This is a genomic window from Nguyenibacter vanlangensis, assembly GCF_038719015.1.
Classification (GTDB): Bacteria; Pseudomonadota; Alphaproteobacteria; order Acetobacterales; family Acetobacteraceae; genus Gluconacetobacter; species Gluconacetobacter vanlangensis.
In genome coordinates this window covers 1106406-1132992 of record NZ_CP152276.1, presented here as the reverse complement: position 1 = coordinate 1132992, position 26587 = coordinate 1106406, and the positions used below count along the sequence as shown (strand labels likewise).

Annotated in this window: 16 protein-coding genes and 5 pseudogenes; 10 read left to right on the top strand and 11 right to left on the bottom strand. The window is 57.4% G+C overall.

Translation table 11 applies throughout. From position 1 onward, the window contains the following. Positions 1-92: 92 nt before the first annotated feature. Positions 93-3623: a glycosyltransferase gene (locus AAC691_RS05150; RefSeq protein ID WP_342629183.1), complete on the top strand. Its 3531-nt coding sequence runs from the start codon at positions 93-95 to the stop codon at positions 3621-3623. Positions 3624-3691: 68 nt separating this feature from the next. Here AAC691_RS05150 and AAC691_RS05145 read toward each other — a convergent pair whose 3' ends face one another. After that, positions 3692-4777 (bottom strand): hypothetical protein, encoded by a 1086-nt coding sequence (locus tag AAC691_RS05145; RefSeq protein ID WP_342629182.1) that lies wholly within the window; start codon positions 4775-4777, stop codon positions 3692-3694. A gap of 219 nt (positions 4778-4996) precedes the next feature. Here AAC691_RS05145 and rfbB point away from each other — a divergent pair, with 219 nt between their 5' ends. From rfbB to AAC691_RS05120, 5 genes and pseudogenes are all read left to right on the top strand, one after another. Next, positions 4997-6052 carry a dTDP-glucose 4,6-dehydratase gene (gene rfbB, locus AAC691_RS05140; RefSeq protein ID WP_342629181.1) on the top strand — a complete coding sequence of 352 codons (1056 nt, stop codon included), beginning with the start codon at positions 4997-4999 and terminating at the stop codon, positions 6050-6052. After that, on the top strand, positions 6052-6966 hold the full coding sequence (gene rfbA, locus AAC691_RS05135) for a glucose-1-phosphate thymidylyltransferase RfbA (RefSeq protein WP_342629180.1): 915 nt from the start codon (positions 6052-6054) through the stop codon (positions 6964-6966). The genes rfbB and rfbA overlap by 1 nt, the downstream gene beginning before the upstream one ends. A 13-nt stretch (positions 6967-6979) precedes the next feature. Beyond that, entirely contained in the window at positions 6980-7537 is a 558-nt protein-coding gene (rfbC, locus tag AAC691_RS05130) for a dTDP-4-dehydrorhamnose 3,5-epimerase (protein ID WP_342629179.1), read from the top strand. Beyond that, positions 7534-8432: pseudogene (gene rfbD / locus AAC691_RS05125) on the top strand (dTDP-4-dehydrorhamnose reductase). The gene rfbC and the pseudogene rfbD overlap by 4 nt, the downstream one beginning before the upstream one ends. Before the next feature lie 37 nt (positions 8433-8469). After that, positions 8470-10827, top strand: a complete 2358-nt coding sequence (locus AAC691_RS05120) for a tetratricopeptide repeat protein (RefSeq protein WP_342629178.1) — start codon at positions 8470-8472, stop codon at positions 10825-10827. A gap of 43 nt (positions 10828-10870) precedes the next feature. On the opposite strand, the pseudogene AAC691_RS05115 reads toward AAC691_RS05120, so the two are convergent. Then, positions 10871-11622: pseudogene (locus tag AAC691_RS05115) on the bottom strand (IS5 family transposase). 64 nt (positions 11623-11686) lie between these two features. Then, positions 11687-12468, bottom strand: a pseudogene (locus tag AAC691_RS05110) (IS5 family transposase); the annotation flags it as partial. An 82-nt stretch (positions 12469-12550) separates the two neighbouring features. Here AAC691_RS05110 and AAC691_RS05105 point away from each other — a divergent pair. After that, positions 12551-12781 (top strand): annotated as a pseudogene (locus AAC691_RS05105) (transposase); the annotation flags it as partial. 202 nt (positions 12782-12983) lie between these two features. Further along, a protein-coding gene (locus AAC691_RS05100) for an IS3 family transposase (RefSeq protein ID WP_342629177.1) occupies positions 12984-14169 on the top strand; the annotation gives its coding sequence in 2 pieces (ribosomal slippage) (positions 12984-13246 and positions 13245-14169; 1188 coding nt in all). A gap of 22 nt (positions 14170-14191) precedes the next feature. Here the strand turns inward: AAC691_RS05100 and AAC691_RS05095 are convergent. Next, positions 14192-14563 (bottom strand): annotated as a pseudogene (locus tag AAC691_RS05095) (ATP-binding protein); the annotation flags it as partial. A 239-nt stretch (positions 14564-14802) separates the two neighbouring features. Here AAC691_RS05095 and AAC691_RS05090 point away from each other — a divergent pair. Continuing rightward, positions 14803-15872, top strand: a protein-coding gene (locus AAC691_RS05090; protein ID WP_342629176.1) for an IS630 family transposase whose coding sequence is annotated in 2 segments (ribosomal slippage) — positions 14803-15289 and positions 15289-15872 — 1071 coding nt in all. Because the reading frame shifts where the segments join, the coding sequence is not laid out codon by codon here. An 89-nt stretch (positions 15873-15961) separates the two neighbouring features. Here AAC691_RS05090 and AAC691_RS05085 read toward each other — a convergent pair. From AAC691_RS05085 to AAC691_RS05060, 6 genes are all read right to left on the bottom strand, one after another. Beyond that, the gene (locus tag AAC691_RS05085; protein WP_342629175.1) at positions 15962-16183 is read right to left on the bottom strand and encodes a hypothetical protein; all 222 of its coding nucleotides are present in this window, start codon (positions 16181-16183) and stop codon (positions 15962-15964) included. Between the two features lie 548 nt (positions 16184-16731). Beyond that, complete coding sequence (locus AAC691_RS05080) at positions 16732-17958, bottom strand: polysaccharide biosynthesis/export family protein (protein WP_342629174.1); 1227 nt, start codon at positions 17956-17958, stop codon at positions 16732-16734. Positions 17959-17996: 38 nt separating this feature from the next. Next, on the bottom strand, positions 17997-19310 hold the full coding sequence (locus AAC691_RS05075) for a glycosyltransferase family 1 protein (protein ID WP_342629173.1): 1314 nt from the start codon (positions 19308-19310) through the stop codon (positions 17997-17999). Between the two features lie 20 nt (positions 19311-19330). Next, complete coding sequence (locus tag AAC691_RS05070; RefSeq protein WP_342629172.1) at positions 19331-20599, bottom strand: glycosyltransferase family 1 protein; 1269 nt, start codon at positions 20597-20599, stop codon at positions 19331-19333. A gap of 24 nt (positions 20600-20623) precedes the next feature. Next, a complete protein-coding gene (locus AAC691_RS05065) occupies positions 20624-21949 on the bottom strand; it encodes a capsular biosynthesis protein (RefSeq protein ID WP_342629171.1) in 1326 nt (441 codons plus the stop codon). Beyond that, the gene (locus AAC691_RS05060) at positions 21946-23700 is read right to left on the bottom strand and encodes a beta-3-deoxy-D-manno-oct-2-ulosonic acid transferase (RefSeq protein ID WP_342629170.1); all 1755 of its coding nucleotides are present in this window, start codon (positions 23698-23700) and stop codon (positions 21946-21948) included. The genes AAC691_RS05065 and AAC691_RS05060 overlap by 4 nt, the downstream gene beginning before the upstream one ends. Before the next feature lie 38 nt (positions 23701-23738). On the opposite strand from AAC691_RS05060, the gene AAC691_RS05055 reads away from it, so the two are divergent. Further along, on the top strand, positions 23739-25361 hold the full coding sequence (locus AAC691_RS05055; protein ID WP_342629169.1) for an LTA synthase family protein: 1623 nt from the start codon (positions 23739-23741) through the stop codon (positions 25359-25361). Between the two features lie 27 nt (positions 25362-25388). Here AAC691_RS05055 and AAC691_RS05050 read toward each other — a convergent pair whose 3' ends face one another. Then, entirely contained in the window at positions 25389-26570 is a 1182-nt protein-coding gene (locus AAC691_RS05050) for a glycosyltransferase family 1 protein (protein WP_342629168.1), read from the bottom strand. Positions 26571-26587 lie beyond the last annotated feature (17 nt).

Sequence of the window (26587 nt, the reverse complement as noted above, 5' to 3'; positions counted from 1 at the left end):
AAATCACGTATTGCAATTGTACGGGTCAAGTGTTAAAAAAAACATTATTCCGATGACGTTTTGGATAATTTCGAGTGAGTTGGGGGTGGTAAATGGCTTTTCAAAATGTAACTAAGAAAATGAGACATATAAAAGAAAATATATTGAAAGCAACTAATGACAAACCTCGATCAAATTTAAGTAATGCAGATGCTCTAAGAGACGAAGGAAAGTTCGAAGAAGCTGCTGAATTGTATAAAATACATCTGAAAAATAATGAAGATCGATACGACATAATGGTTCAGATAGGGAACTGTTTGAAAGATATTGGAAATTATAGCGAGGCACTTACTTATTACAGAAAGGCCCTTTCTATAAAAGGGGATGATTCGGATATTTATTTGCAGATTGGGCATCTGAGTAAGCTTTCTAACAACAAAATGAGTATGTTTTCCAATTATTTAAAATCGAATGAACTTTCCAACCAGAACGCTTATCAGGAATTGATGCAATGTATTCCAAATAGTGTATCCGAATGGGCAATTATCGATCAGTCTAATTTAGACAAACCTCGCCCACATTGGATTCCTCAGGATCCAAGCATCCGGATTTCTGCTCCCATAGAGCTTCTGGAAAAGAAAGTAAAAGAATCTTCTGTGCAGACTCTTTCTATTTCTGCAAAAATAAGGAGAGGAAGAAATAATCCCAAGGTGGATAAAAATTACCAGCTCTGGAAGACAAATACTTTCTTTTCCTCTTTTTCCGATGCGTGGGAAGTATATGCAACGATGTCCGGCTTGTGTGGAAAGAGGCCGGATAAAATTTCAAACGAGATTACGGTTTATGGTTTGGGTTTGATCCCGAGTGAACAAATTGTGCAGGCGAAAGAAGTCTACGCGCGAGGAGAAATACTTGATGCGTATAGAAGGAGGCAGATGGAATGCTGTGAATCTTTCATTGTCAAGGAAAGCGATGTTGGGAGTGTTTCTGATAAAATAAAAATCTCCATTCTTCTTCCTGTTTACAAAGGGCCGCCTGTATACGTGGAAAGGGCCATCGTATCGGTATTGTCACAAACATACGGCAATATTGAGCTGTGTATAGTTGACGACTTTTCATGTAGCGATGAATTGAAATCCATAATAGATTATTACGGATTTTATGATTCGAGAGTGAAATTCTGCTTTCACGACAAAAATAGAGGGATAGCAGAAGCGACTAACACTGCCCTACGCATGGCCACCGGATCATATATTGCACTCCTTGACCATGATGATCTTCTGGCTCAGCGTGCTATAGAGAAAATTGTTGTGGCCATTCGAGAAAATGAGGCGGTAGATTGGATCTACACGGATGAATGCAAAATCGACGAAAATAACGTAGCTGACGAACTTTTCACTAAACCGGACTGGAGTCCTTCTCTTCTTAAGGCCATAATGTATACAGGTCACCTGTCGGCGTATAGAAAAAGCCTTGTTGAAAAGGTGGGAGGTTTTCGATCAAAATTTGATTTCTCACAGGACTATGATCTTGCTTTGCGGATCAGTGACTTTTCTCCGGTCGTTTGCCATATACCGGAATGCCTGTATGGATGGCGTATGATTCAAGGCTCTGCAGCTATTGGTGGTAAGCCGTTAGCAAGATTGACAAATATCTCGGCTCTCCAGGACAGTTATGATAGACGAGGCATTCCTGGTAGGGCTATTGGCCTTCGCTTTTCGAATAGGATGGTGAAGAGTAAGATTCGGTCAACGTCACTAATATCGATTATAATACCGTCAGATAATCCCAAATACATAGAAGAATCTATATCTTCTATCGCATTTCTGACAACATACGAAAAATATGAGATTATTGTCGTTTGCAACAGCGACTGCAAGAAAGTATGCGAGAGTCGTATTAGTGGTATTGATATTTTGTACCTTGAATACAACAAAGCATACAATTTCTCCGAAAAATGCAATGTAGGCGCAGATGTGGCGTCGGGAGAGTATTTTATTTTTTACAATGATGATGTCAGGATCACAGATCCCGAGTGGCTTGACGTCATGCTTGAGGCCATAAACGAACCTGGGGTCGGCATTGTGGGGCCGAAACTTCTTTATGAAAACGGTGCTATTCAGCACGCGGGAATGGTGACTGGTGTTCGCGGGTTTGTCGGAACGGCGTTTCATACATTTCTCAACTTCACACCAGCACATTTCGGGTTTGCGCAATGCCTGAGAGACGTTTCTCTTATCTGCGGTGCGTGCTTGATGATCGGGAAAGATGTTTTTCAAAGAATCGGTGGCTTCGACGCGGTCAATACGCCTATATCGCATTCTGATGTCGATATTTGCTTCAAAGTTCGCGAACTCGGCCTCAGCTGTGTCTACACACCCTATACGGAACTCACGCATTTTGGGCATCTGTCTATTGGTGCGAAAAAAGAACGAAAACACAAAAAAGACAAGTCAGATATATTTCTTCTAAAAAGATGGTGGAAATATATTTCATACGATCCGTTTTTTCCTCCCTCTATGAGAGATATTCTTTATATTGACTCACCGTCGCCGATTAGTCTGTTTCTTTCGAACAAAAAAAACAAAACGTATAAGGGGAAAGATATTCTCTTAGTGTCTCATGACTTGACAGGAAGTGGTGCACCGAAGGTTTTGTATGACATTGCTCAAACGCTCACCAGAGAAGGGCATTATGTCTTGGTATTGTCTCCTTCGGACGGTGTTTTTCGCAAGCCTTTGCAAGACGCCAGTATCGATATTATCATTGATCCACTTTGTATCGAGGCACATGATAGCTTTATCAATTTGGCGAAGAACTTTGACTTCGTTCTGTGCAATACGATCGTCACGTGGGAAATTCCTAAAAAGCTGAAAGGCTTGACAAAGGTCTATTTGTATTCGCATGAAAGTGACCTCATCCGTCATTTCGCTGAGACAAAGCCCGAGTTTGTCGGAAGCCTGCAAAGTGCAAGCGGACTGTTAGCTGCAGGTCCTCTGACTGCACGAAAGCTGACGCAATTGACCGGTGTTGTGCCTTATATCTTACCAGGGTGCGCTGAGCCAAAAAAAAGCCAATTGCGTTTGAACAGTTTCGAGGTTGTGATTTCTGTTGTAGGTACATACGAACCAAGAAAAGGCCAGGATCTGGCGATTGCTGCTTATGCATGCCTTCCTGAAGAATACAAGGCTGTCGTCAAGTTGAAGTTTGCCGGGCGTACGAATGATAGGCACTTCAGAAGTAAGATCGAAAAAATATCAAAAAACTACAGTAATATTACTTTATTTGATCATTTAAGCCATGAAGACGTTCAGGATTTCTTGAGTTCTTCGGATATTGTTCTAGTACCTTCTCGGGATGATCCTTTGCCGTTGGTGTCCATGGAGGCGCTTTCGCTGGGTAAGATACTGATCTGCGCTGACACAGTTGGAACGTCCCATTACATAGAAGATGGGGTTTCTGGATTTATTGTTAGTCCTCTTTCCCCCGAGGGAATTAGGGATGTTCTGGTCAAGGTAATCAAAAATCGTTCTAAGTGGGCCGAAATCTCTTCTAAAGGAAAAATGGTTTATAATAAGTATTTCACTCCAGACGTATTTCGTTCAAACATAAAAAAGTTTATTAACGAACAAGAATCTGCATAAATTATTATTGGGCTGAAAAACAAAGTATCATGCCGAAGGAAGGTAGGATCCGTTTTCCAGCCCTTTTCTTAATCGGTTGCCATCGCCATTGTGTGCCACCGGTTGTCCGTTAGGCACATGTAGAACTTGTTGCTGTCAAACTGTTGCGCACCAGGCGTACAGGCTGCCCCTATAGACGGCTTGCCAGCCTTTACCATTGGCACATTGTTGATGCTGCGAACGTGAATATTGTGCCAAGTTCGTGTGGCAGTGCCGAGCGAATAGGTATTGTCCGTCACCGGGTTGATATTTCCATCGGAGATGACAATTGCTTGCGTAATATTCCCAACATGGATATGTCCGTCGGTGCTCATATAGAGCACGGGATAATATCTGTTTTGATTGCGGGCGACGATCCCTTGTGCTGGCCCGAGACTGCCGAGGGCTATTGCTCCCTCGCTGGAATTATCGTCGGCAAGATGTACGGCAAAAGCATGTGCTCCGTGCATACGGACACCGTACACTGCGTTTGACTGGCTCTCGAAATCATCATTGAGTGTTGCGTTCACGCCGATATGAATACCATGAAACCAGATCGGGAGCCGTCCATTAGAACCTGTTACGCCTTTGGTCATGTTTCCAGTTTGGATACTCATTCCTGCCGTGTTCATGTATTTTAGGCCGTTGAGCAATATACCTACGTTATTCCCGCGGGGACCGAATTCCTCCCGGTCTCCGGCAAGGTTGTTGATATCGAGTTCTGAGACAACGCTGGTGTACTGACCATAACCGGGATCGAGTGTCAGCCCCAGACTCTGGGCCCAATTCTGGCCGGCAGCGGCCGTGCTTTCCACCCAGACGTACTGGCAAACATTCCCGCCTGCTGCCGCGCTTACGCTGGTATTTAGGCATTCTGAATTGTCGCCAAAATTTTGTACTCCTCGTTTGCCGAGAGTAATATGACGTACGATAGAGCCAACGCTACCGGGAATTGGCGATCCTTTTGGGACAAACGGCACCTCGCCAGCACCCGTAACGGATAGGCCGCCAAAAAATGCCCCATCAATCATTGTTAAGTGATTAAGAGGCGTTGCAGTCGATTTTTTAAAGATTGATATAATTGCGACGATTAACAGGAATGAGGTATTTATTTTTCGAGCATTTTTCTCTATCATTTCTTTGCGCCTATTTTAATGGTTGTTCTGTTTACGATTATGTTGAGAATTTATAGGATTTGTGTGCTTTTGGGGACGTTTGCGATTTGGCGGTGCTGTTTTCTATTTTTATTTTTTTTGATTTTGCGTCATGCTTTTTTGAGCTCGTGCTCGTCCTTGTGGTTTAGAACTGTAATATGTCGCTACTTGTGAGGGCTGCGATGCCTGGGAGTATAATGTATGAGGATTTTATTAACGGGTGGTTGTGGGTTCATCGGTTCAGCCGTTGTACGTCACCTCATTCGTCATACTTGGCACAGCGTGCTAAATATTGATTATATGACATATGCGGCGTCGGACGCTACGGTTGCCGAAGTCGCGCACAACAGCCGCTATCGACATGTCAGGGTCGATATCGTCGACAACGCCACCCTACGCAGTTTGTTCGTAGACTTCCAGCCCGATGCGGTCATGCATCTTGCGGCAGAAAGTCATGTGGACCGCTCGATCGACGGTCCCGGCGCATTTGTGCAGACGAATGTCGTGGGTACCTATTCCCTGCTTGACGCCGCGCTCGCCTACTGGAATGGCTTGGCCGCGCCACGTCAGGCAGCCTTCCGCTTCCATCATATCTCCACCGATGAAGTGTTCGGTCATCTCGACCCATCGGATTCGCCCTTCACGGAAACCACGCCCTACGATCCCAGGAGCCCTTATTCCGCCTCCAAGGCCGCATCCGACCATTTGGTGCGCGCCTGGCATCATACCTATGGCCTGCCGACCTTTATCACGAACACCACGAACAATTACGGTATCTGGCATTTTCCTGAAAAGCTGATCCCGCTCGTCACTATCAACGCCATTGAGGGCAAGGAGCTTCCGGTTTACGGAACGGGCGAGAATGTACGGGACTGGCTTTTCGTGGAAGACCATGCGGAGGCGCTCGTTCGTGCCGTGGAACACGGTAAGCCGGGCGAGACATACGCGATTGGCGCCCGTCAGCCACGCACCAATCTCCAGGTGGTCAAATCCATCTGTGCTCTACTGGATACGTTGCGCCCCGATCCGGCGGGGTCGCGTGAACGATTGATCCGCTTTGTTGCCGACCGACCGGGCCATGACTTTCGCTATGAGATCGACCCCTCTTATGCCGAACAGGCGCTGGGCTGGACCGCACGGCACGATTTCGAAGCCGGACTTCGAAAGACAATCCAGTGGTATCTCGACAATCGTGCTTGGTGGGAAGAAATTCGGGTCCGACGGTACACGGGTCAAAGATTGGGGACAAAAGCTTGATGTCTGAAAATTTCTCGACGCCTATGAAGGGCATTATCCTCGCCGGCGGTTCGGGAACGCGACTGCATCCCATGACGTTGGCGTGTTCCAAGCAGCTTTTGCCGGTCTATGACAAGCCGATGATCTGCTATCCTCTGTCCACGCTGATGTTGGCGGGCATCCGAGATATCCTGATCATCACCACACCGCACGACAAGACCCAATTCGAACGGCTGCTGGGTGATGGCACGCAGTTTGGCGTGCGCTTCATTTATAGGGTGCAGCCCTCGCCCGATGGGTTGGCCCAGGCTTTCCTAATCGCGGAAGACTGGCTGGACGGAGCGCCCTCCGCCCTGGCGCTGGGCGATAACCTGATCTTCGCCGATCATTTGAATGTCATGCTTCGCACGGCGGCCCGGCGGGATAAGGGGGCAACGGTCTTCGCCTATCCGGTGTGTGACCCGCAGCGCTACGGGGTGGTGACGTTCAACGACGGCGGTCGCGCGCTAGATATCGTTGAAAAGCCGGAAAAACCGACGTCCAACTTGGCGGTCACAGGGCTCTATTTCTACGACCGGCGGGTGGTGGAGTTTGCCCGGCAGGTCAAACCCAGCCCGCGTGGGGAGCTTGAAATCACCGATCTGAACCGGATGTATCTGGAAGATGGAACGCTGCATGTGGAACGACTAGGCCGCGGCTGTGCTTGGCTGGATGCCGGGATGCCGGACAGCTTGATGCAGGCGGGTCTGTTCGTTCAGACTATCCAGTCCCGCCAGGGCATGCTGGTCGGCTCTCCCGAGGAAGCTGCTTTCCGCATGGGCTATATTGACGCGGATCATCTGCGCGATCTCGCTCGGCGCGTTGGTAAGACCGAACTGGGCCGTATGCTGCTCGATCTCGTGGAGTATCGTATTCCGACCAGCCAGGCAGCTTGAGGACAAAGGGAACATGAAGGTCGAACGCCTTGCCATACCGGACGTAATCCTGATCACTCCGCCCCGTTTTGGAGATAACCGTGGCTTCTTTTCCGAAACCTACAATCTGTACCAGGTGGCCGAAGCGGGGATAGAAACGCCCTTCGTGCAGGACAACCAGAGCTTATCACGGCAGAAAGGCGTTGTGCGCGGACTGCATTGCCAGCTTGCCCCTTATGAACAGGGCAAGCTGGTGAGGTGTAGTAAGGGTGCCATCTGGGATGTCGCGGTGGATGCGCGCGAAGGCTCGCCGACCTATGGCCGCTGGGTGGCGGTGGAGCTTTCGGAGGAGAACTGGTCGCAACTCTGGCTACCGCCGGGATTCCTGCATGGTTTCGTCACTCTGACCGATAACGCCGAAGTCCAGTATAAATGCACCAGCGTCTATGATAAAGCATCGGAGCGCGCCGTAATCTGGAACTGTCCTCATCTGAAGATAGATTGGCCGATATCCCCGGAAGAGGCCATTCTATCGGATAAGGATAAAATTGCGCCTGACTTTATCATGGCCAAGGGATGGTTCCATCTATGAACGCCGCGGCGAGCACAGACGGAGTTCTGGTCACGGGAGGAAATGGTCAACTAGCCGTCTCGCTTTCGGTATTTGGCGGCGACGGGATCACGCGAGTCGGGCGCCCGGAATTCGATTTCGACCGGACGGAAACGATTGCGGCTTCCATTAAGCGCTTCGGGCCGCGCGCTATTGTGAACGCGGCGGCGTGGACGGCCGTTGATCTGGCTGAAAGCGAAAGTGAGGCTGCGCGACGTGCCAATGAAACTGGGCCGACCCTTCTGGCCACTGCCCGCGCCGAAGCCGAGATTCCATTGATTCACATTTCGACCGATTACGTTTTTTCGGGAGATAAGGGCGCACCTTATGCGGAGGCGGACGCCATTTCTCCGCAAACGGTTTATGGTGCGACCAAGGCGGCGGGCGAGGCTGCGGTTCTTGCTGCCAACACGAAATCCGTCATTTTGCGGACCGCTTGGGTCTATTCGGCGCATGGCAAGAATTTTGTCCACACCATGATCGCGGCAGGTGCGAAGAGCCCTTGTCTGCGTGTGGTGGGCGACCAGATCGGCAACCCCACCAGTTCCGACGACCTAGCCAAGGCCATTCTCGCCATTCTTGTGCGAATCGAGCAAACAGGCTGGCAGCCTGACTATGCGGGGATTTATCACGCGACGGCCCAGGGCGAGACGACTTGGCATGGACTGGCCGTGGCGGCGTTGAAGGTGGCGGCGCTACTGGCCAGCCAATGTCGGAAATCGAATCGATCCGCACGGAAGATTGGCCTACCCCTGCCAAGCGTCCACGGGATTCGCGGCTGGATTGCGCCAAGCTCGCTTGTGTTTTTGGTGTCCGGCTGCCCAACTGGCGCCAGACGTTGGTGCCCACGGTGGACAGGATCATTTCCAACGCTTGAACGGACGACGAGATAAGAGAAAAGGCGCGGGCAATCGATGGGGTGGTTTTTCGGAAAAGGCGGGAAGATTGTGAAGGTGCACCAGTCCGTCCGTCTTTCCGCTGCAAAAAAAAACAAGACCGTTGCGAAAGAAGTTCTCCGCCTGACGGGAGAGGCGAACCGGCTGCGTGACGCCCATGATTTTCTTTTGGCTGCCGAAGCCTATGAGCAAGCGGCCGCACTGGCTCCCTGGCGAATCGATCTTATTGTCCAATCGGGCAATATGTACAAGGATGGCGGTTTGCTTGCCGACGCGGAAGACGCCTACCGCAAGGCCTTGTGCACCAGTCCGGATGATGCGGACATTCACCTGCAACTCGGCCATGCGCTCAAGTTGATGGGGCGAAGGCCGGCGGCGCTTGTTTGCTATCGCAAGGCGTTGGCGCTTGACCCCGGATGTGAAGGGGCTCTTAACGAGCTGGTGCACACGGGCATAGGCTCAGTACAGAGAGAGCAGAATGATGCCTTTGTGCGGCATGGTGGCGTGGAAGCGGTTTTTGCCCTAACGACCGATCTCGCGTCGCTGCGGACAAAACTGGACGCGCTGGAACACAGGCTGCCTAATATAGCAACATGGGTTGCTGTACCCGAAGGGAAATACAGCCTATTCAGAAAGCTATTCGACGTTCCACCCGTTTGTCACCCTGCTATTTCTGCGCATGGCGTGACGTTTGTCTTCTCGGTGGATGATGTACCGCTCGAACGGTTGCATGGTCAGCTTAACGCGCTACGCTGTCAGAGCGATGGCCGGTGGCGGGCTGTATTTTTCGGGCGGTCGGACGCAGGCAGCGCCGCGATTAAACGGATTACTGTAGCCGATTCGCGCGTGCGCTGGATGCAGATCCAGGAAGGTGAAACGGAAACCTCGGCAGAACGACGTGCGAGCGAGAGCGCGGGCGGCTGGCTGGCTCTGCTTGCTAGGGGCGCAGTACCGCACAAGCGTGCGACTGAATGGTTTATCCATGCGGCTCGCCTGACGCCGTCGGCGCTCATAAGCTGCGATGCCAGCATCCGGGCCACAAGCCTGAACTCACGGGGGCAGCTTGCTTCCGATCCTACACTCATAGCGCGCTGGGCGTTTGATTCCGACGTTCTTTTGCAGCGTAACATTTGGGGCGATACACTGCTAGTGGCATCTACCCTCAACACTTCTCTCTCTTCCCAAGTAGATGAACAGGCCACGCTGGCCGGCCGTCGTTCGGCCCTGCTTTTGGCTGTCGGCGATGTCGCGCATCTTCCTTTTGCGCTTGTCGACCTGATGGAAGACGAGGATCGTGTCGACAGGCTAGATGCGCACTACGCAGCAGTGGAACGGGCAGTTAGCCGCGAAGGGTTGATCTGCCGCGTGATCCATCCAGCAGAGGCTGCTGCCGAGTTCACTCCTGCGAAAGCTCGGAAGACTTTTTCTTTGAGCGCGGAAATGCATCTGCGGCTTGCCTGGCCTTTGCCGCCCACACGTGTGCCGCTCACCGTCATTCTCTGTACCCGTAACAATGCTGGCGATTGTAAACGTATGGTGCACAGTCTTGTCGCACACGCCGCCGCACCCGATCTACTGCATTGCTTTGTCGTCGATAACGGAACCGATAGAGAAGAAGATAAAGCGATTCTTGCTGATCTCGCCATGGAAAGCCACGTGACAGTCCGCCCGCAGCCTGCACCGTTTAATTGGTCGCATCTCAACAACAGCGCGGCGGAGGAATGCCGAGATGGCCTCATCGTCTTCGCCAATGACGATATGGAAATGTTGTCGGCGGCGTGGGATGATAAACTTCGTGCTCATCTCGCTGCGCCAGAGATTGGTGCTGTCGGTGCGAAGCTGCTTTATCCGGACGAAACCATCCAGCACGGCGGTATTCTTTTCGGATGGAATGAGTCCGTCATACATGACGGGCTTTTCTTACCAGCGGCAAGCGGTGCGCAAATGGGCCGCTGGCAAATGCAGCGACAGGTTGGCGCCGTAACCGGGGCTTTTTTTGCCATACGCAAAGCATCCTTCTCGGAGGTCGGTGGCTTCGACGCCTCTGGCCTCGCCATCAGCTACAGCGATGTGGATCTCTGTCTTAAGCTGCGTCGTGCGGGCTTGATTATACGGTGGGATCCCGAACTCGTCCTGATGCATTACGAATCGAAATCTCGCGGGTTTGACTATTTGGAACCCGAAAAGGCAGCGCGGGATTTGTCAGAGCGGGAGGTCATGTATGAGCGCTGGGGTAGGGAAATTTTTCACCATGATCCGACGGTGAATCCCATATGGTATGATGCTACTCTTCCGTTCCGCCTTCTGCGTCCAGTCGATGACACAAGTGCGATTCGGCAATTGAGCGGTTCGAAAAACCTCTCAATACAAGTATGATTAGTATTTCCGTACTGTTTTGGAAGCTAGGGTCTGTGGGGATTTAGCGTGAGTTGATGACACCTGCGGCGAGATATATCATCGCCTCGAAGCTCCGGTCGGTTTTGCAGGCTCGCATGGCGATGCGCTTGAACTCCTTGAGTTTGCAGAAGAAGTTCTCGATCAGGTGACGCCATTTGTATATCTCTTCGTCAATGGCGCGCGGGTTCTTGCGCTGTGACCGTTGTGAGATGACGACTTTCGCGCCTCGCTGGTCGAGTTCTTCGATGATCCAGTTGGCATCAAAGGCCTTGTCGCCCAGCAGGGCTTCGAAGTTGATGCCATCGATCAAAGGGGCGACGCCGATCGTGTCGTAGCGGTTCCCCGGTAGCAGTTTGAAGCGAACAAGGTTGCCCAAGGCATCGGTCAGGGCCAGGATCTTGGTCGTTATCCCGCCTTTGGAACGACCAATGGCCTGGCTCTGAGTCCCCCTTTTGCGCCTTGGCCGTGCCGGTGGACCTTGACGATAGTGGCATCAACCATGGCGTATTCCATGTCGGGGTCTCCCGACAAGGCATCAAAAATCCGCTTGAAAACATCGGCTTCGCGCCAATCACGAAACCGGCGGAATGCCGTATTCCAGTTGCCGAATGTGGCAGGAAGGTCCCGCCATGGGCTGCCTGTTCGGACAATCCAAAGAACCGCCTCAATGAATAGCCGGTTGTCGCGGCCACTGCGTCCGGGATCAGACAGCTTACCCAGGCAATGCGGTTCTATCTTCGCCCATTGGGCATCGGTCAGTACTAAGCGATCCATCCAGAGGGTGAATCACATCTCCGCTAAAATAGGAATCCCAAATCCCCACAGACCCTAGAGGGTGTTATGCACATTGGATCATCTGTGCGGCATGTTTGAACATGTATCCGACGAATGCGATGACGTGGAAGCCTGCGAGAGTGGTCGCGTATCTTTCGTAGTCCTTGACCAGCCTGCGACAGCGCGTGCCCTCCACTGGCATTCCATCGGCTGCGCCGACGGAACCTTGGCCAGTTCCGCCCAGGCAAAGGATCGCTCCACGACCCAGCGCCGCGGCAGCAGGTCAAAGCCGCGCTTGGCTTCTGGCAGTTTGACCACATGCAGGGCAATGCCTTCGGCGGCGGCGGCAGCGGCGTCGGCCGTGACTTCGCCGGTATAGCCCTGATCGACATAGGCGAGTGTGACGTTGTCGCCGGTCGCGTCCTGGATGTCGGCGGCGAGACGTGCCACGGCGGCGCGATCGCCAACATCGGCCGGCGTGACATGAAGAGCGAGCAGGTGCCCGAGCGTGTCCACCGCCATATGCACCTTCGAGCCACGCTTGCGCTTGGCGCCGTCATAACCGGCACGGGTGCCGCTTTCCGGCGTGAAGCGCAGCGTGCGGCTATCAATGATCGCGGCCGTGGGTTCTTCCGCCCGTCCGGACGCGAGGCGCAGCAAGGCTCGCAGATCCTGTGCCAGGGTCTCGAAACAGCCCGACGCCAGCCAGCGCTGCGATTGTTGATACACCGCCGACCACGGCGGGAAGTCGTTCGGCATGGCACGCCAGGCAATGCCATAACGGATCACGTAGCGCAGGGCATTGAACAACTCGCGCAGGGAATGCTCTCGCTGCGGCGCAGCCTCAGTGACGTGCTCCCCGAAAATTGGACCAGCTCGAGTTGGAATTTTCCACTTATGATCCCGTGCTCGGGATGAGGAGAGTTCCATGAAGGCATCGAAGTTCACCGAGGCGCAGATCGCGTTTGTTCTGAAGCAGGCCGAAGGGGGAGCGTCGGTCGCCGAGGTCTGCCGCAAGGCGGGTATTTCGGATGCGACGTTCTACAATTGGCGGAAGAAATATGCGGGTCTGATGCCGTCCGAGATGAAGCGGCTGCGGGTGCTTGAAGAGGAAAACGCCAAGCTGAAGCGGATCGTGGCGGACCTGTCGCTTGATAAGTGTCAAACGAATTGAAGAACTGACCCCTTTGGCGAAGCGAGGAACTGACCCCGTCATGAAGTGGTTGTCTCGGCTTCTCTGATGGACGCTCCGGCCTTCTGCAGAAGGCCGGAGCGTCGTTTCTCCCGCAGACGGTAGAGGTGGCCCCGGAAAATCGGACAGGATGATAGGCTATCCCGGACCTGGATAGGGACAGGGACTGATGGGCAAGGTTACGAGGAAACGGTATTCGGGCGAGTTCAAGTCGCGGGTGGCTCTTGAGGCGATCCGTGGCGAGCAGACGCTGGGGGAACTGGCGTCGAAGCACGGTGTGCATCAGACGATGATCGCCCAGTGGAAGCGCCAGGCGATCGAGGGCATGGCCGCGACCTTTTCGGGCAAGGCCGTTGCGGAGCCTGCGACGAGTGCAGCCGAGGTCGAAAAGCTTCATGCGAAGATCGGCCAGCTTTTGGTGGAACGGGATTTTTGCGGGATGCCTCTGTTCGCTTGGGCGTGACCAGAGGCGGGAAATGATCGACCCGCAGCTTCCTCGCCTGTCGGTCGTCCGGCAATGTGCCCTTCTGAGGCTCAATCGATCGGGCGTGTATTATCAGTCTGCGCCAGAAAGCGCGTTCAACCTGATGCTGATGCGGCTGATCGACGAGCAGTTCATGGAAACGCCGTATTATGGCACCCGGCAGATGGCGCGGCACGTTCGTCGTTTGGGCCATGAGGTGGGTCGCAAGCGGATCGGACGGCTGATGGCCCGGATGGGGCTGGTTGCGATCTACCAGAAACCGCGCACGACGGTGCCCCACCCGGAGCATCGCACGTATCCCTATCTCCTACGGGACCTGACGATCGACCGACCCAATCAGGTCTGGTGTTCGGATATCACCTACATTCCGATGCGCCGGGGTTTTCTGTATCTGACGGCGATCATGGACTGGACGACGCGCAAGGTTCTGGCCTGGCGCCTGTCCAATACCATGGATGCGGACTTCTGCGTTGAGGCCCTGAAGGAGGCGTTGGCCCGCTACGGAAAGCCGGAGATTTTCAACACGGATCAGGGCAGCCAATTCACCACGCCGCGCTTCACTGAAGTGCTGCAGGAGCGGCAGATCCGCATCAGCATGGACGGGCGCGGCCGCTGGATGGACAACGTCTTCATCGAACGGCTCTGGCGGTCATTGAAATATGAATGCGTGTATCTCCACGCTTTCGAGACCGGCTCGGAACTCCGGGCCGGCCTGGCGAAATGGATTGGTCATTATAATGCCCAGCGCCCACACTCGGCGCTCACTGGATGCACGCCCGATGAGGCGTATCATGGATCCGCTCCGACACCGTTGCCGGGGTTAACCCCGGCAACGGTGTCGGTCAGCAACAGCGAGAAATTGGCAGCATAGCAACAACGGGCAATAGCTTATTTTACCTCACAATCTGTCCGAACGAATGGGGCCACCTCTGGTAGCTGTCGCCGCGGATGGTGATCACGGTGGAATGGTGCAGCAGGCGGTCCAGGATGGCGGTGGCCACCACCGGGTCGCCGAAGACCTCGCCCCATTCTCCGACCGAGCGATTGGAGGTCAGCAGGATCGAGCCGCGCTCGTAGCGCCTTGAGACGAGCTGGAAAAACAGATGCGCGGCGTTGGCTTCGAACGGCAGATAGCCCAGTTCGTCGATGATCAGCAGCTTCGGTCGCGACAGGAGCGCCAGTTGCTTGTCCAGCGCGCCGTCCGCATGCGCCTTGGCCAGCATGGCGACCAATGTCGCGGCGGTGACGAACTGCACGCTGTAGTTGTAGAAGTTTGCACTTGATCTGACGTACGGCTTGGAATGGCCGGTCTGGATGCTACGCGATCATGTGATTTTTGTCGTGGCGTCCGATGTCTTTTTCGCGGGCGTTGTGTGCTGCGTCAAGGAAGGTCTGCATCGGGGTTTTGCCGAAGCAGTAATACCAAAGGACGTAGCCACTGACTCGTGTGTGAAGTGACGAACGGCGCCGGCTCTGATTCTCTTGATGCGGGAGGATCTGGCTGATGACGGCGGCGGTAAAGCTACGAGATGACTATTCGGCCTCTGATCTGAGGCGACTTGCGGCGCGCAGCCAGCAGGCGAACGCTGCGCGCCGGCTTCTGGCCCTGGCGGCGATCCGTGACGGGTCCAGCCGGACGGATGCGGCCCGCGTAGGCGGCATGGATCGCCAGACATTGCGAGACTGGGTTCATCGCTTCAATGCCGAAGGACCCGATGGCCTGCGCGATCATCAGCACGCGGGGCCAGCCTGCCGATTGAACGGGGCACAGCAGGCCGAATTGAAGGCCCTGGTCGAGGCGGGCCCGGATCGGCAGCGCGATGGCGTGGTGCGCTGGCGCCGGGTCGATCTGCAACGCGTGATCGAGGAGCGCTTCGGCGTCGTCTACCACGAGCGGCACGTGTCCACTCTGCTGAAACGGCTTGGTTTTTCCCATGTCAGCGCCCGGCCACGCCATCCGGGTCAGGACGCTGGCGTCATGGAGGCGTTTAAAAAAACTTCCCCCGCATCCTGAACGCCCATATCGGCCATCTGCCTAAGGGCAAGCCGATCGAGATCTGGTTCCAGGACGAGGCCCGGATCGGCCAGAAGAACGGGATCGTCCGACAATGGGCCCGGCGCGGCACGCGGCCACGCCAGCCGGCCGACCAGCGCTACGAGAATGCCTGGTTGTTCGGGGCGATCTGCCCGGCGCGCGGCAAAGCCGCCGGCTTGGCGCTACCGTTCATCGGCACGGCCGGCATGCAACTGCATATCGAGGAAATCTCACGCTGCGTCGCCCGCGGTGCCCACGCTGTCGTGCTGCTCGATCGCGCAGGATGGCATACCATCGACAAGCTGAAGCTGCCCCGCAATATCAGCCTGATCTTCCTGCCGTCCCGCGCTCCCGAACTGAACCCGGTCGAGAATATCTGGCAGTTCCTTCGCGCCAACTGGCTGTCCAACACCGTCTTCGACGGCGTCGAGCACATCATCGACGCCGCCTGTTCCGCCTGGAACAATCTCGCCGCCCTCCCGGAAACCATCCGATCCATCGGACTCAGAAAATGGGCTCACACAAGTCTGTGTCTATAACCGTTGGTATCACTTTCTCACTTCGCCTGACAGATGATTGCCGCACATACAGGATTGCCCTGCGTTCCAGATGACGTGGGCTGATCTTGTCACGAGTCATCGCGGGCCTCCTGCACGGCGCTGGGTCCGCGACCGCGCACGTGATCGAGGATCAGACGGGCCATCATCGACTGCAGATCGTTCCGCGCCTGCTGGGGAAGGTCCTTCCAGATCAGGTTCGGACAGGGCGGTTCGACCTCCTTGCCGCCGAACAGATCCGGCTGCGCCGATATGGTCCCCACACGGGAGCGCTGTCGTCCGTCATGTCGCATGGTCCTCTCTCCGATTCCGGTCAGAAGAGAAGCCTGCGACGGTTTCAGATGGGTACGACGACAAAAAGCCCGTCAGAACGATCGCAGATCATAAAGCGCCCCCAGGGACACGGTCGGATCCGGGGCCGGCCGCATCCCAGCGCAAGCCGCGCGATCAAGCATCCACGCCGGCAATTCAAGGAGCCTGACCCCTCTCGTGTCAGACAGGCGACAGCGGGAAAGGACTTGGCCGCCCCGCGCAATCATCTCCTCGACGCACACCCGACGCCCAAACCAAGGGTGCCAGGGGTAGAGAACCTCCCGCTCATCGGTATTATGGGTCTTGCAGAGTAGCGCTCTATAATGCCCAGCGCCCACACTCGGCGCTCACTGGACGCACGCCCGATGACGCGTATCATGGATCCGCTCCGACACCGTTGCCGGGGTTAACCCGGCAACGGTTTTCCTGCCCCGATGATATACCTCTATCTTCGTCTCGACTATTGGTCTCGTCGCAGTCGCTATCTGTAGTTGCTGTAATGAGACTTGAGCTTAGGCGTTTGCCCCTCTCATTTTGCAAGATACGCTGCTGCCATTGTGGGGCTGATCAGTGTGCTTAAAAGATTGAAGAATTTGTAGAACTTATTGAGTTTCGCGTTGGCGATAAAGATCAGGTCCTTGTCGTGCATCGCGAAATGCTGGGCGATGAAATAGCTTGTCGGCCTCATCATATCCAGTTGGTAGAGCACAGGGGCGACCGCCGCGCCCGGGCGCACGGGCAGGCCCAGGCGTGTGGCGACTTCCGGCTTTTCATACCGGAACAGGAACACGGCGTTCGGGTCCGCGCGATCGTCCGATGGACCGCCCGTTCCCGCGACCGCTTCGGCCAGGCTAAGCTGCGAAATTGGGAAGGGGACGACCGAAACCTTCGATGTCGCACCGAATACCGAATAGGTCTTCGGCTGATACGTGACCTGAATGCGATCGCCGGGCACCAGGGCCACATTCTGTTGCGGGTCGTTTTCCAGCGCCGTCAGGGCGACAGAGCCTGTCCGTTCGTGGCGGGTCAGGTAAACCTGCAGATCCTGCGGCAGGCGGGCTTCGCCGCCCGCGATGGCGATCATGTCCAGCAGATGTTCGTGGGCCAGGGTCAATTCCTGGCGACCGGGTTTGCGGACTTCCCCACCCACGACTACTTGGTTTGCGATATCATTCGCGATGCGGACCAGGACCTGCGGGTTCTGCGACAGGCCATGCAACCCGCCCCGGATCGCTGTGGCCAGTTGCGCGGGCGTGCGGCCCGCGGCTTGCAGACGGCCGACATATGGAATGTCGACGGTACCGGTGGCGTCAACGACGATCGGCGGCAGATTGTCGGCGCTGACGGCGGGCAGGGGCCCGACGCTGCCCATGGACTGGCTGCCGGTGCTCTGCGTGGCGGCCCCCGAACCGGTGCCTCCGCCTACGCCGCCGAACAGGCTGCTACCCAGTTCGAAGATCGAGACCTGCAACGTATCCCCAGGACCGATACGTTCGGCCGCGTCCGCCGCCGTGGCGGTTTCGATCAGCGTGTTCAGCGGCGGGGGCTGGTCCGTGGCCAGCGCGTCGATCACCGATGGCGTCACGTTGACGATGCGATAGCCCAGCGTATTGGTCGCCGGCGATTTCGCATCGCTCAGGATGTCGGATTCGACCGGGCCGCTGGACGGCATGGCGCTGCAGCCGGTCAGCAGGGCAAGGGCGCAGGTCAACGTGGCCAGCCGTACGGCCTTGGCGGGGGGGCGATCGGGTTTCATCGCGTTTGTTTCTAACCGCTCGGTTCCAGGGAGGAAAGTCACCGCTTGGCCGCCTTCAGGACGGTGTCATACATCGTTCCCAGCCGGCGCGCATAGTGGTCCATATCGTATAGGGCTGCGCGGCTTGGTCCGGCTGCCGCCAGCCTGGTGCACAGCGCATCGTTGCGATCCAGCCGGTCGATTCCGTCGGTTATGGCAGCCGTATCGTACGGATCGACCAGAAGCGCGTCCTCGCCTGCGACTTCGCGCGGCGCCCCTTCGCGCGAGGTCAGGACCGCCGTGCCGAAAGCCATCGCTTCCAGGACGGGCAGGCCGAATCCCTCGCTGAGGGAGGGAAACAGGACGGCCCGCGCGCCGCGGATCAGCGCGCCCAGCAGGCTTTCGGGCAGATAGTCGATCTTGACGATACGGCCCAACTGGATGCCGCGTTCCAGAAAGCGCAGTTCCTGCTCGGATTTCCATGCCATGGCCCCGACCAGAACCAGGCGGCGGCTGCTTTTGGATTCAAGGAAGCCTTCGATGACACGGCCGATATTTTTCTTCGGCTCGAACGAACCGAAGAAGAGGAAATAGGAGTCCATCTCCAGGCCGAACGCACCGTGAATTTCCCGGGCGATCTCGGTTTCGGCCTTTTCGAGGATCTCATGGCCCGGGGCGATCGATTGGTAGGTATTGTGAATTTTCGGCGCGGCCTGCGGGAAGAAATCGATAATATCGGATTTGGATGCCTCCGATACGGTGCAGATGCCGTCCGCCTGGATACAGAGATCTTTAATGAGCCGGAAGTAATAGCTCTTGTTGTCGAGAGTCGTATGGGGCAGGCGCAAGGGAACTAGATCATGCATCGTGTAGATATTGAGCGCGCCCGTGACGCGAATGGGCAGCGGATAGGTCCAATGCATGATGGCCGGTGGATCCGGTATTCGTACCGTCGTGAAGCGGCGCGCGTACCGGTAATGTAGCGCAGCCCTGTGGAACAATTCGGGAACGTTAAGCAGGCGGTCATGGGCCGGCATGCGCGCAGTAAAGCCGCGCGCGTCGACCCGACCGGAAAGCGGAATCGGCACGGCGTCATAGCCGGCCAGATCGCCCCGGCGTTCCCGCCACCACCGGGACGAGAAAAGCTTGGTGCGCCTGGTCGGGACCTCCTGGCCCAGCGAGTCGAAGAAGATGACCTCTCGCAAGTCGGTCGACATACGGTGCGTGATGTTCATGCCGTACAGAACATCGACCTTATGCCCCATACCCGTGAGGCAGCGGCTGAGCGTGCGGGCATAGGTCGCGACACCCGTGCCGCGCGGCAGGGCCAGGTTGAAGCCGTCGATACCGACGCGAATAGGGGTGCTAACCATCACATATCAATTTCGCAAAGTTAAACCGGGTCAGCAACCCGTACAAGCGGGGGAAATCGCGTAGGAGATAGTGCGACGCGGGCGTGGTGATCGCTCTGCCCCGCGGCGATGTCGAGGGCGAAGGCGACGCCCCGGGCCGCTTGATCATGCCAGTTGCGGCTGATGCGTTCGGGCGGAGGAGGGGACGATCCGAGGGCAGGACGTTCGAAACTCCTGCGTTCGATCTCGGCCTGCCAGCCTGGTCCGTCGATAGGATCGATATAGGTCGCGCTGTCGCCGGCGACTTCACGGAACACGGGGACGTCCGAGCAGATGCACGGCACGCCCAGTGCCAGGGCCTCGACGAGCGGAAGACCGTACCCCTCGGTAAAGGACGGGAGAAGGAGCGCGCGCGCGCGCGAAAGATATGTTGCGACGTCGCGGTCCGACGCCGAACCGTGCTCTTCAACCAGATTCTGCAGGGCGGGGCAGCGTTCCAGCATGTCGATGATATTTTCGTTTTCCCAGCCGCGCTTGCCGATCAGGATCAGTTTCGGCGCGCGCGTTCCATGCGTCTCGGCAAGGCGGCGCCAGATATTGAGCAGCAGAAGATGGTTTTTCCTGGGCTCGATGGTCCCGAGACAGACGAAATAAGGCGGATCGTCTCGAGACGCCGTGGCGGCGGCCGGTTGTGCGGCGACATGGATATGCAAGCCATGAGGGATGATCTCGATCGGCCGGTCGTTGCCTTGTTCCGTCATGAAGGGCCGCAGCCCGTCCCGGACATAGGCCGACGGAACGATGACGCCGTCGGCCAGGCGCGCGACCGTGCGGATGCGCCTTGTGTGGCGCGCCGGTTCGCGGGGCCGCGCGTATTCGGGAAATTCTATCGGGATCAGGTCGTGGACCATCGGCACGAAACGCAGTCCGGACCGGGCGATGAACCGTTCGATGGCGCCGGTCTGTATCAAATGATGGTGAGACAGTAAAAGATAGACCCCGCCGGCCGGCCCCGGCCGCCGCTCCAGCGGCGCGCGATGCAGCAGGCGGCGGGCCCGCCAGATCATGGAAGCGGCCTGGGACGCGCCATGCTGCCAGATATTCGCCAGGTCCCGCACGAATGAAGCGGTACGCTGGAATGGAAGATGGGAGAGGCCGGCGATGGGGTGATAGGCGACGAAATGCGTCTGCTGCGGATAGGCGTACAGCAGAAAGGTGGCGTACTCGATTTCGACCCGGTCGATGCCCGTAGGAACGGACGCCCCGGCGCGGGACAGGAGGCGCGAGACATCCAGAAAGATGGGAAGCATGGCGTGCAACGATCCGGTACGCGCTCAGCCGGCGCCGCGAATGACGACGCGTTCGATGCGGGCCGTTTCCGATTCCAGCGGGACGGCGCTGGGGAGGCCTTCGGCGCGCGTGCGGTATGCGGCCCGCTCGATCCGCTCGACGGCGCCCGCGACCACGGTGGACAACGCCTTTTCCGAGAAGAATCCGCCGGCTATCAGGCATCGATCGATCAGAACGCGGCAGAACGCGGCGAAGGTCGCCGCGTCCGGCTGTTCAGGATTGTTCCAGAATTCTGCCAGACTGCCCTGATGGGTCACGCCGCGTATGTCATAGACCGCTTCGCCAAGGGTGATGACGGGAACGTTCGACGCCAGAGCCAGGGTGCCGGTCGTGCTGTTGATCGTGACCACGCCCTTGGCCGGCCGGACCAGCAGCGCGATGTCGCCCGTTTCGAGATAGCGCACCCGGTCGCCAACCTCGGCACGGGCCGCGAGGTCGGTTACCAGCGCACGCCAGTCGCGCATCCCGTTATCCAGCGGATGCTCCTTGACCAGCAGCCACAGACCCGCCGGCGCATGCGCCGCGAAGCTGCCGATGACCTCTCGGATAGCCTCTTCCATGTTGCGAAACGGCGAATGCAGGCGCACCTGCGCATCCGCGTCCAACTGAAGCGGAAACAACATATGGGGCCGTCCCGAACGATCGATTTCCGCGATCGTTTCGGCCGTGCGGGCCTGGGCGGCGTCACGCCGGCACAGGCGGCGCAGCCAACTGATTCCCTCGCGCCAGGGATGCCAGGGACGATAGTCGTTCCAGTGACGGAAATACCAGCGGGACAGAATATCGGCCGCGTTATAGGCAACCGCCTCGGATGCGCGGCGGCGGAAGGATGACGGCACCGGATTGTTGACGGGGGCCGGCGGCAGGAAGGCTGCCTGCGTGCGATACCAGTCGGGGTCGCGCGGCAGGGTGGAATGCCCGTTCACTCCCCCGAGTTCCAGGGTAACCCAGTCCGGGCGGATATATCCTTCTTCAAAGACATGGGCGGGAATATGCAGCCTGCTGCAGACGGCGATGGCCGCGCGGTGCAGGGGACGGCAATCGCCGAACAACAGCACGTCGGTAATGTTGTGGCGGTGGATGGCCTGCGCCACGAAATCTGGCCAGCGGCTGAGGTCGCCGCGATAATCGATATCGCCGCCGAGGCGCCAGAACAGCTTGTCCCCGCCATTGAAATTTATTTTATAGACTTCGTGTCCCGCTGCCCGCAGAGCAATGCCGATCCGGCGGAACAGCGGCCCCATCAGGCCCTGAAGCAGCAGAAAGCGGCGTGGCGTGCCTTTGCCGGATGTCGATCGCGATATCATCATGCCGGCCGTTCCGATCCTTGATTTTTATATGCTTGGTGCCGTCGGCCCGCGGCAATCAGCGTTTTCATGCGTCCCTGCAACCGGCGTACGCGCATCAGCAGGGTCGGCCTCCACAATTTTTCGTCACCGAGACGAGAAAGCAACGTCTCCAAGGGGCACGGCAGTTCCGTCACCGGGTCCAGATAGCGCGGGTAGATCAACAGGGTGCCCGCAGCGAGTTCCTCGATTGTCAGCGTCCTATCCCGCCGGGTGGGAATCATCCCCTCGTCGATCGTCAGCCCCCAGCCGGAATAGAAGGGAACGCCATAGGTGACAACCCTGATCCCGCGCAGCAGGGCTTCGAAACCGGCAAGCGACGTCAGCGTATGGACTTCATCGACATGACTCATGGTCGCGGTGATCGCTCCCCCGCGGCTGACATAGTCGGCATATCGGCGAATGACGGAGTCGTCCAGTCGTCCCTCCCTATGTCCGGCATCGACATCCGGATGCGGTCGGTAAATGACGAATGCGGCGGGACTGCGTTCCCGAACGGCTTGAAGCAGCGCTAGGTTCCCCTGGATCTCGCCGCCGCCGCAGCGGACCGACAGATCGTCGGCGACCTGGCCCGGCACCAGAATCACCGTGCGGCCAGTTTGCGCCGGCCAATCGGGGCGAGAATCGTCACCCGCGCTACGCTCGTATTTCGATATTCCGTCCCGAACCAGGCGGTCGATGATCGTTCGCGCGCGCTGCCGGATCCGATCGTCGAACCGTGTGGTGGCCAGGATATGCTCGAGATCGCTGGGCTGACGCGGGTCGTAATAGATGCCGCTCTTATCCAGGATGATTGAAGCGGGCGTTCTGAGATCGCTGCCCAACCCCACCGAACGGATAAACCCGTCCTCGACGCGCCAAAGGGGCACTTTCTCGCGGCGGATCGTGGTTTCCAGCCGATGTGGAATACGCGTGGCCCAGGCCGCGATCGCTTGCGTGCTACCATGGGCGAGAGACGCCCTGACGGCGGAGGAAACATGGTTGCCGAATGGCGGATGCCCGGGCGCGGACGAAAAGAAGCGGGCCATCCGCCGGCGTTTCCATAGCGACATGCCGCCGCACAGGGCGATCTTCCGATTCTGGGTCAGAATATCTTTCCAAAGCAGCAGAAGATCGATCGTCGCCGCCAGAGTTGCCGGCGTGCCGGTGAAGGGGTCGACATAGCGATAGGCTTGGGCAAGGCCCGTTCGGATGTCTTGGCCGGTCAGGACATGCCCGTCCGTATCCTGGGGGCGTGCATACCAGCGGGTGGGCAGCCCGCGCAGCGCGCCGAGGAGGGCGATATCCCCCGGACCCAGTTGATGGATTTCTTCCGCGTGATCCAGAAGGCCGTGCGGGTCGGCGGGTAGCAGGATTTCGGCGATGCCGGTCCGTCGCGCAAGACGGCGCGCGCCATAGTTGGCCGCCGCGGTCACCAGCAGGAGTGCCTGCGCCGGGAAGCGGCGCATAAGGCCGCTTACGAACGGTTCTGCGGCTTGCGCTGAGACGTGGGAACACAGTGCCAGGATGATCGGGCGGCCGAATGAAGGGCGAGGGGCCCAGAAACTGCCGCCGATCCGGGCCTGGCAGATCGTCGTGGCAAGCTCCGGCGGCACGACGCCGACCGAATCGGCTTCGGGGCCCGTGTGACAGGGCACTGAGAGCGGAGGCACGTTCGCCGTGAAAGGCGGCGCACGGAGAAAGCCTTCGCGCGGATAGAGGACTGACAACGCCATGTTCGCCCCGGACGGAAGGGGGATCATCGTTTTTCGCTTTGCGCCGTGCGGGTCATATTCGAATCAGGATCGGCCCAAGCCGCCACGAATGCAAGCCCCGGCCCGTCAGTCGACCTGCGACCGGAATTATTATAGGACAATTTTATGTATGGCAGTCATCGCAGAAAAATAAAAATGCAAGAATTTCGTTACGTCGACTTCGTGGATATGATCTGATGGCATTGGCTTTTTTTTGTACCGCCGTCGTATTCTGTTTCGTGGAGCTGTTCGGGACCCGCATGAGGGCGGGACGCTTCTTGGTTTGGCGGCTGATCATCGATTGCCTGATCTGCGCGGTATTCTGGTCGGCCGGACTTGCGGTAACGGGGGCATCCTCGGTCGGAAGCGCCGTCAGCATTCTGCTGCTCGTCGCGGTTCGGGTCGGTTCAAGGATCAAGGTTGCGCTGTTGGGCGAGCCCGTGGTCTTCTCCGATATCGTCGCGGGATTGAACCTGCTGAAGGCGCCCCAATTCTACGTCTTCGCTCTGCCCGGCTATTTAAAGCTGGGTTTTCTGCTGGCCCTGCCGGTCGGCGCGGCACTGTTGGTCCGTGCCGTCAACCTTGCGCTTCGGCCGCATCTGGAGGGGCTGGCGGTCTTCCTGCTCTCCGTGGTCGCGCTGGCCCTGATCCCCGAGGAGAAGCTTGCGCCGATCCCTGATCTCAGGGCCGATATCGTGCGCATGGGATTGCCGGCGACACTGTTTCTTTATTGGCGACGCTGGCTGGGGCAGGCCGACATGCCGCCGCTCGGTGACCGGAAACACGGCGATGCGGACCATGGGCAGCGACCATCGACAGAGATCGTGGTGGTCGTCCAGTGTGAATCCTTTGCGGATCCAACCAGGTTGCCGATCCCGGCGGTCGATCGGGCGATGCGGTTACCGGGGCTTGAGCGGGCACGGCGCGATGCGGATTTCCAGGGGGACCTCCTGGTCAGCGGCTTCGGCGCCTATACGATGCGAACCGAATATGGATTGCTGTTCGGGCGGTCGGAAGAAGAATTGGGTTTCCGCCGTTATGATCCGTTTCTGACGGCAGTGCGGGATCGTACATATGCTCTCCCTTATAGATTGGGCAGAGCGGGCTATCGGACGTTTTTCGTGCACCCTCACGCGCTCTCGTTCTATCGCCGCGACCGGCTCATGCCGTGGATCGGCTTTTCTCAGGTCGCCGGCCGAGAGGCGTTTCCCCACGTGGCGTCCCCGGCCATGCCCTATCCCGAGGATCGGGCGGTGGCGGCTTACCTCAGCCATCTTGTTGAGACGGCCACGGAACCGTCTTTCTTCTATGCCGTCACGATGGAAAATCATGGACCGTGGCCGGGACGCAGCGCGCGTGAATCGCTGGCGTCCTATCTTGGCCATCTTGCGAACAGCGACCGGATGCTGGACGAACTGCGGACGGCATTGGACAAGACGGGGCGCAGCTATCTGCTGGTTTTCTTTGGGGATCACCGGCCGTCTATCCGGGGAATGCTCTCTCCGGGCGAAGAGCGCGGCACCCCGTATGTCGTCCTGCGCTCCGGAGGGGATTGCCGCCGCGCGCAGCCTTGCGAACAGGCGCTGACCCCGGCGGAACTGCATCGTCTGATCTTGGATTTGGTGATGGGTAGAATGGCCTGACGAAACGGCTCATGTTTGATCAATAATTCATTGGCCTGCATCGCGATCGAAGCCGATTTGCCGATAAAATGTGCCGAGCGCGTTGCGGAAATTCTCTCGAGAGAACGCTCTGCGGCGTGCATGTCCCTTGACGATCAGGGACCGCGGCAGGTCGCCGTCTTTCGTGGGCGTATCCAGCCGCGCGATTGCGTCCGCCATGGCATCGATATCATACGGATCGACCAGCAGCGCGGCATCGCCTCCGATTTCCTCCGTTGCTCCGCCCCGCGACGTCATGACGGGCGTGCCAAGCGCCATCGCTTCGAGGATAGGAAGGCCGAAGCCCTCCGCAAGGGACGGGAACAGAAGAGCCTTGGCCCCCATGAGCGTGCGCAGCAGACCGATCCGGTCGATCCATGGAATACGAATGACGGTGCTTGTCGGAGCACGGGATGACAGGTCCGGAGCGTCATCCCCATCGGGCCCGATCAGGATGAGTGGCGTGCGTGTTCTCGACCGAGCATGTGCCTTCAGCAGGCGGTCGATATTCTTGCGCGCCTCAATGCGTCCGACAAAGATGAACGCCCCGTCCGCGGCGATCGGGGGGACCCCGGCGATTTCGGTCAATTGATCTGTCGAAAATTCCACGGGCTGGGACAGATTTGTGATCTTGTCGGGAGGGGTGCCCAGCCGTTCGATGATTTGCCGCCTGACGGTTTCCGAAACCGTAATGATCGCATCCGCCCGTATGACGGCTTCGTTGATCAGCCGCCGGAAGCGCTTGGAGTCGATGCCGGTCAGGTGCGGATGAGTGAGAGGGATCAGGTCGTGGATGGTGGTTATGTTCAGGGTCCCCTCCAAATGCAGAGGAAGGGGATAGGTCCAATGGATCATTCGCGGTGGATGTGGCGTGCGCAGTGGCATGAAACGGCGGCGCAATCCGAAATGGACATGGGCGCTTCGATATAGATCACGGCTGAGCAGCGACGTGGGACCGAGGCGCCGCACGGTCGGTCGTGCGTGGAGTGCCCGCAGAAGGGGCAGGGGCGTCGTACGCCCGGAAGAGCGGGCAGGTTCTTCCTGTTCCAGCAGGATGGACGGGGGCATGTTCATCGCGACAAGAGCGTCGGCAAGCGCCGTGGCGTATGTCGCAACACCGGTTCCGCCTTTTCGGCCATAATTGCGTCCGTCGAGCCATATGAGACAATCGGGGTCGACGTGCGTGGTCATCAATGTGTGGGCTTATG

What these genes read in the sequence shown, in the direction of transcription:
- AAC691_RS05150 (WP_342629183.1), top strand. Translation starts at nt 93, where the DNA reads ATGGCTTTTCAAAATGTAACTAAGAAAATGAGACATATAAAAGAAAAT.
- AAC691_RS05145 (WP_342629182.1), bottom strand. Translation starts at nt 4,777, where the DNA reads ATGATAGAGAAAAATGCTCGAAAAATAAATACCTCATTCCTGTTAATC.
- rfbB (WP_342629181.1), top strand. Translation starts at nt 4,997, where the DNA reads ATGAGGATTTTATTAACGGGTGGTTGTGGGTTCATCGGTTCAGCCGTT.
- rfbA (WP_342629180.1), top strand. Translation starts at nt 6,052, where the DNA reads ATGTCTGAAAATTTCTCGACGCCTATGAAGGGCATTATCCTCGCCGGC.
- rfbC (WP_342629179.1), top strand. Translation starts at nt 6,980, where the DNA reads ATGAAGGTCGAACGCCTTGCCATACCGGACGTAATCCTGATCACTCCG.
- AAC691_RS05120 (WP_342629178.1), top strand. Translation starts at nt 8,470, where the DNA reads ATGGGGTGGTTTTTCGGAAAAGGCGGGAAGATTGTGAAGGTGCACCAG.
- AAC691_RS05085 (WP_342629175.1), bottom strand. Translation starts at nt 16,183, where the DNA reads ATGCGACATGACGGACGACAGCGCTCCCGTGTGGGGACCATATCGGCG.
- AAC691_RS05080 (WP_342629174.1), bottom strand. Translation starts at nt 17,958, where the DNA reads ATGAAACCCGATCGCCCCCCCGCCAAGGCCGTACGGCTGGCCACGTTG.
- AAC691_RS05075 (WP_342629173.1), bottom strand. Translation starts at nt 19,310, where the DNA reads ATGGTTAGCACCCCTATTCGCGTCGGTATCGACGGCTTCAACCTGGCC.
- AAC691_RS05070 (WP_342629172.1), bottom strand. Translation starts at nt 20,599, where the DNA reads ATGCTTCCCATCTTTCTGGATGTCTCGCGCCTCCTGTCCCGCGCCGGG.
- AAC691_RS05065 (WP_342629171.1), bottom strand. Translation starts at nt 21,949, where the DNA reads ATGATGATATCGCGATCGACATCCGGCAAAGGCACGCCACGCCGCTTT.
- AAC691_RS05060 (WP_342629170.1), bottom strand. Translation starts at nt 23,700, where the DNA reads ATGGCGTTGTCAGTCCTCTATCCGCGCGAAGGCTTTCTCCGTGCGCCG.
- AAC691_RS05050 (WP_342629168.1), bottom strand. Translation starts at nt 26,570, where the DNA reads ATGACCACGCACGTCGACCCCGATTGTCTCATATGGCTCGACGGACGC.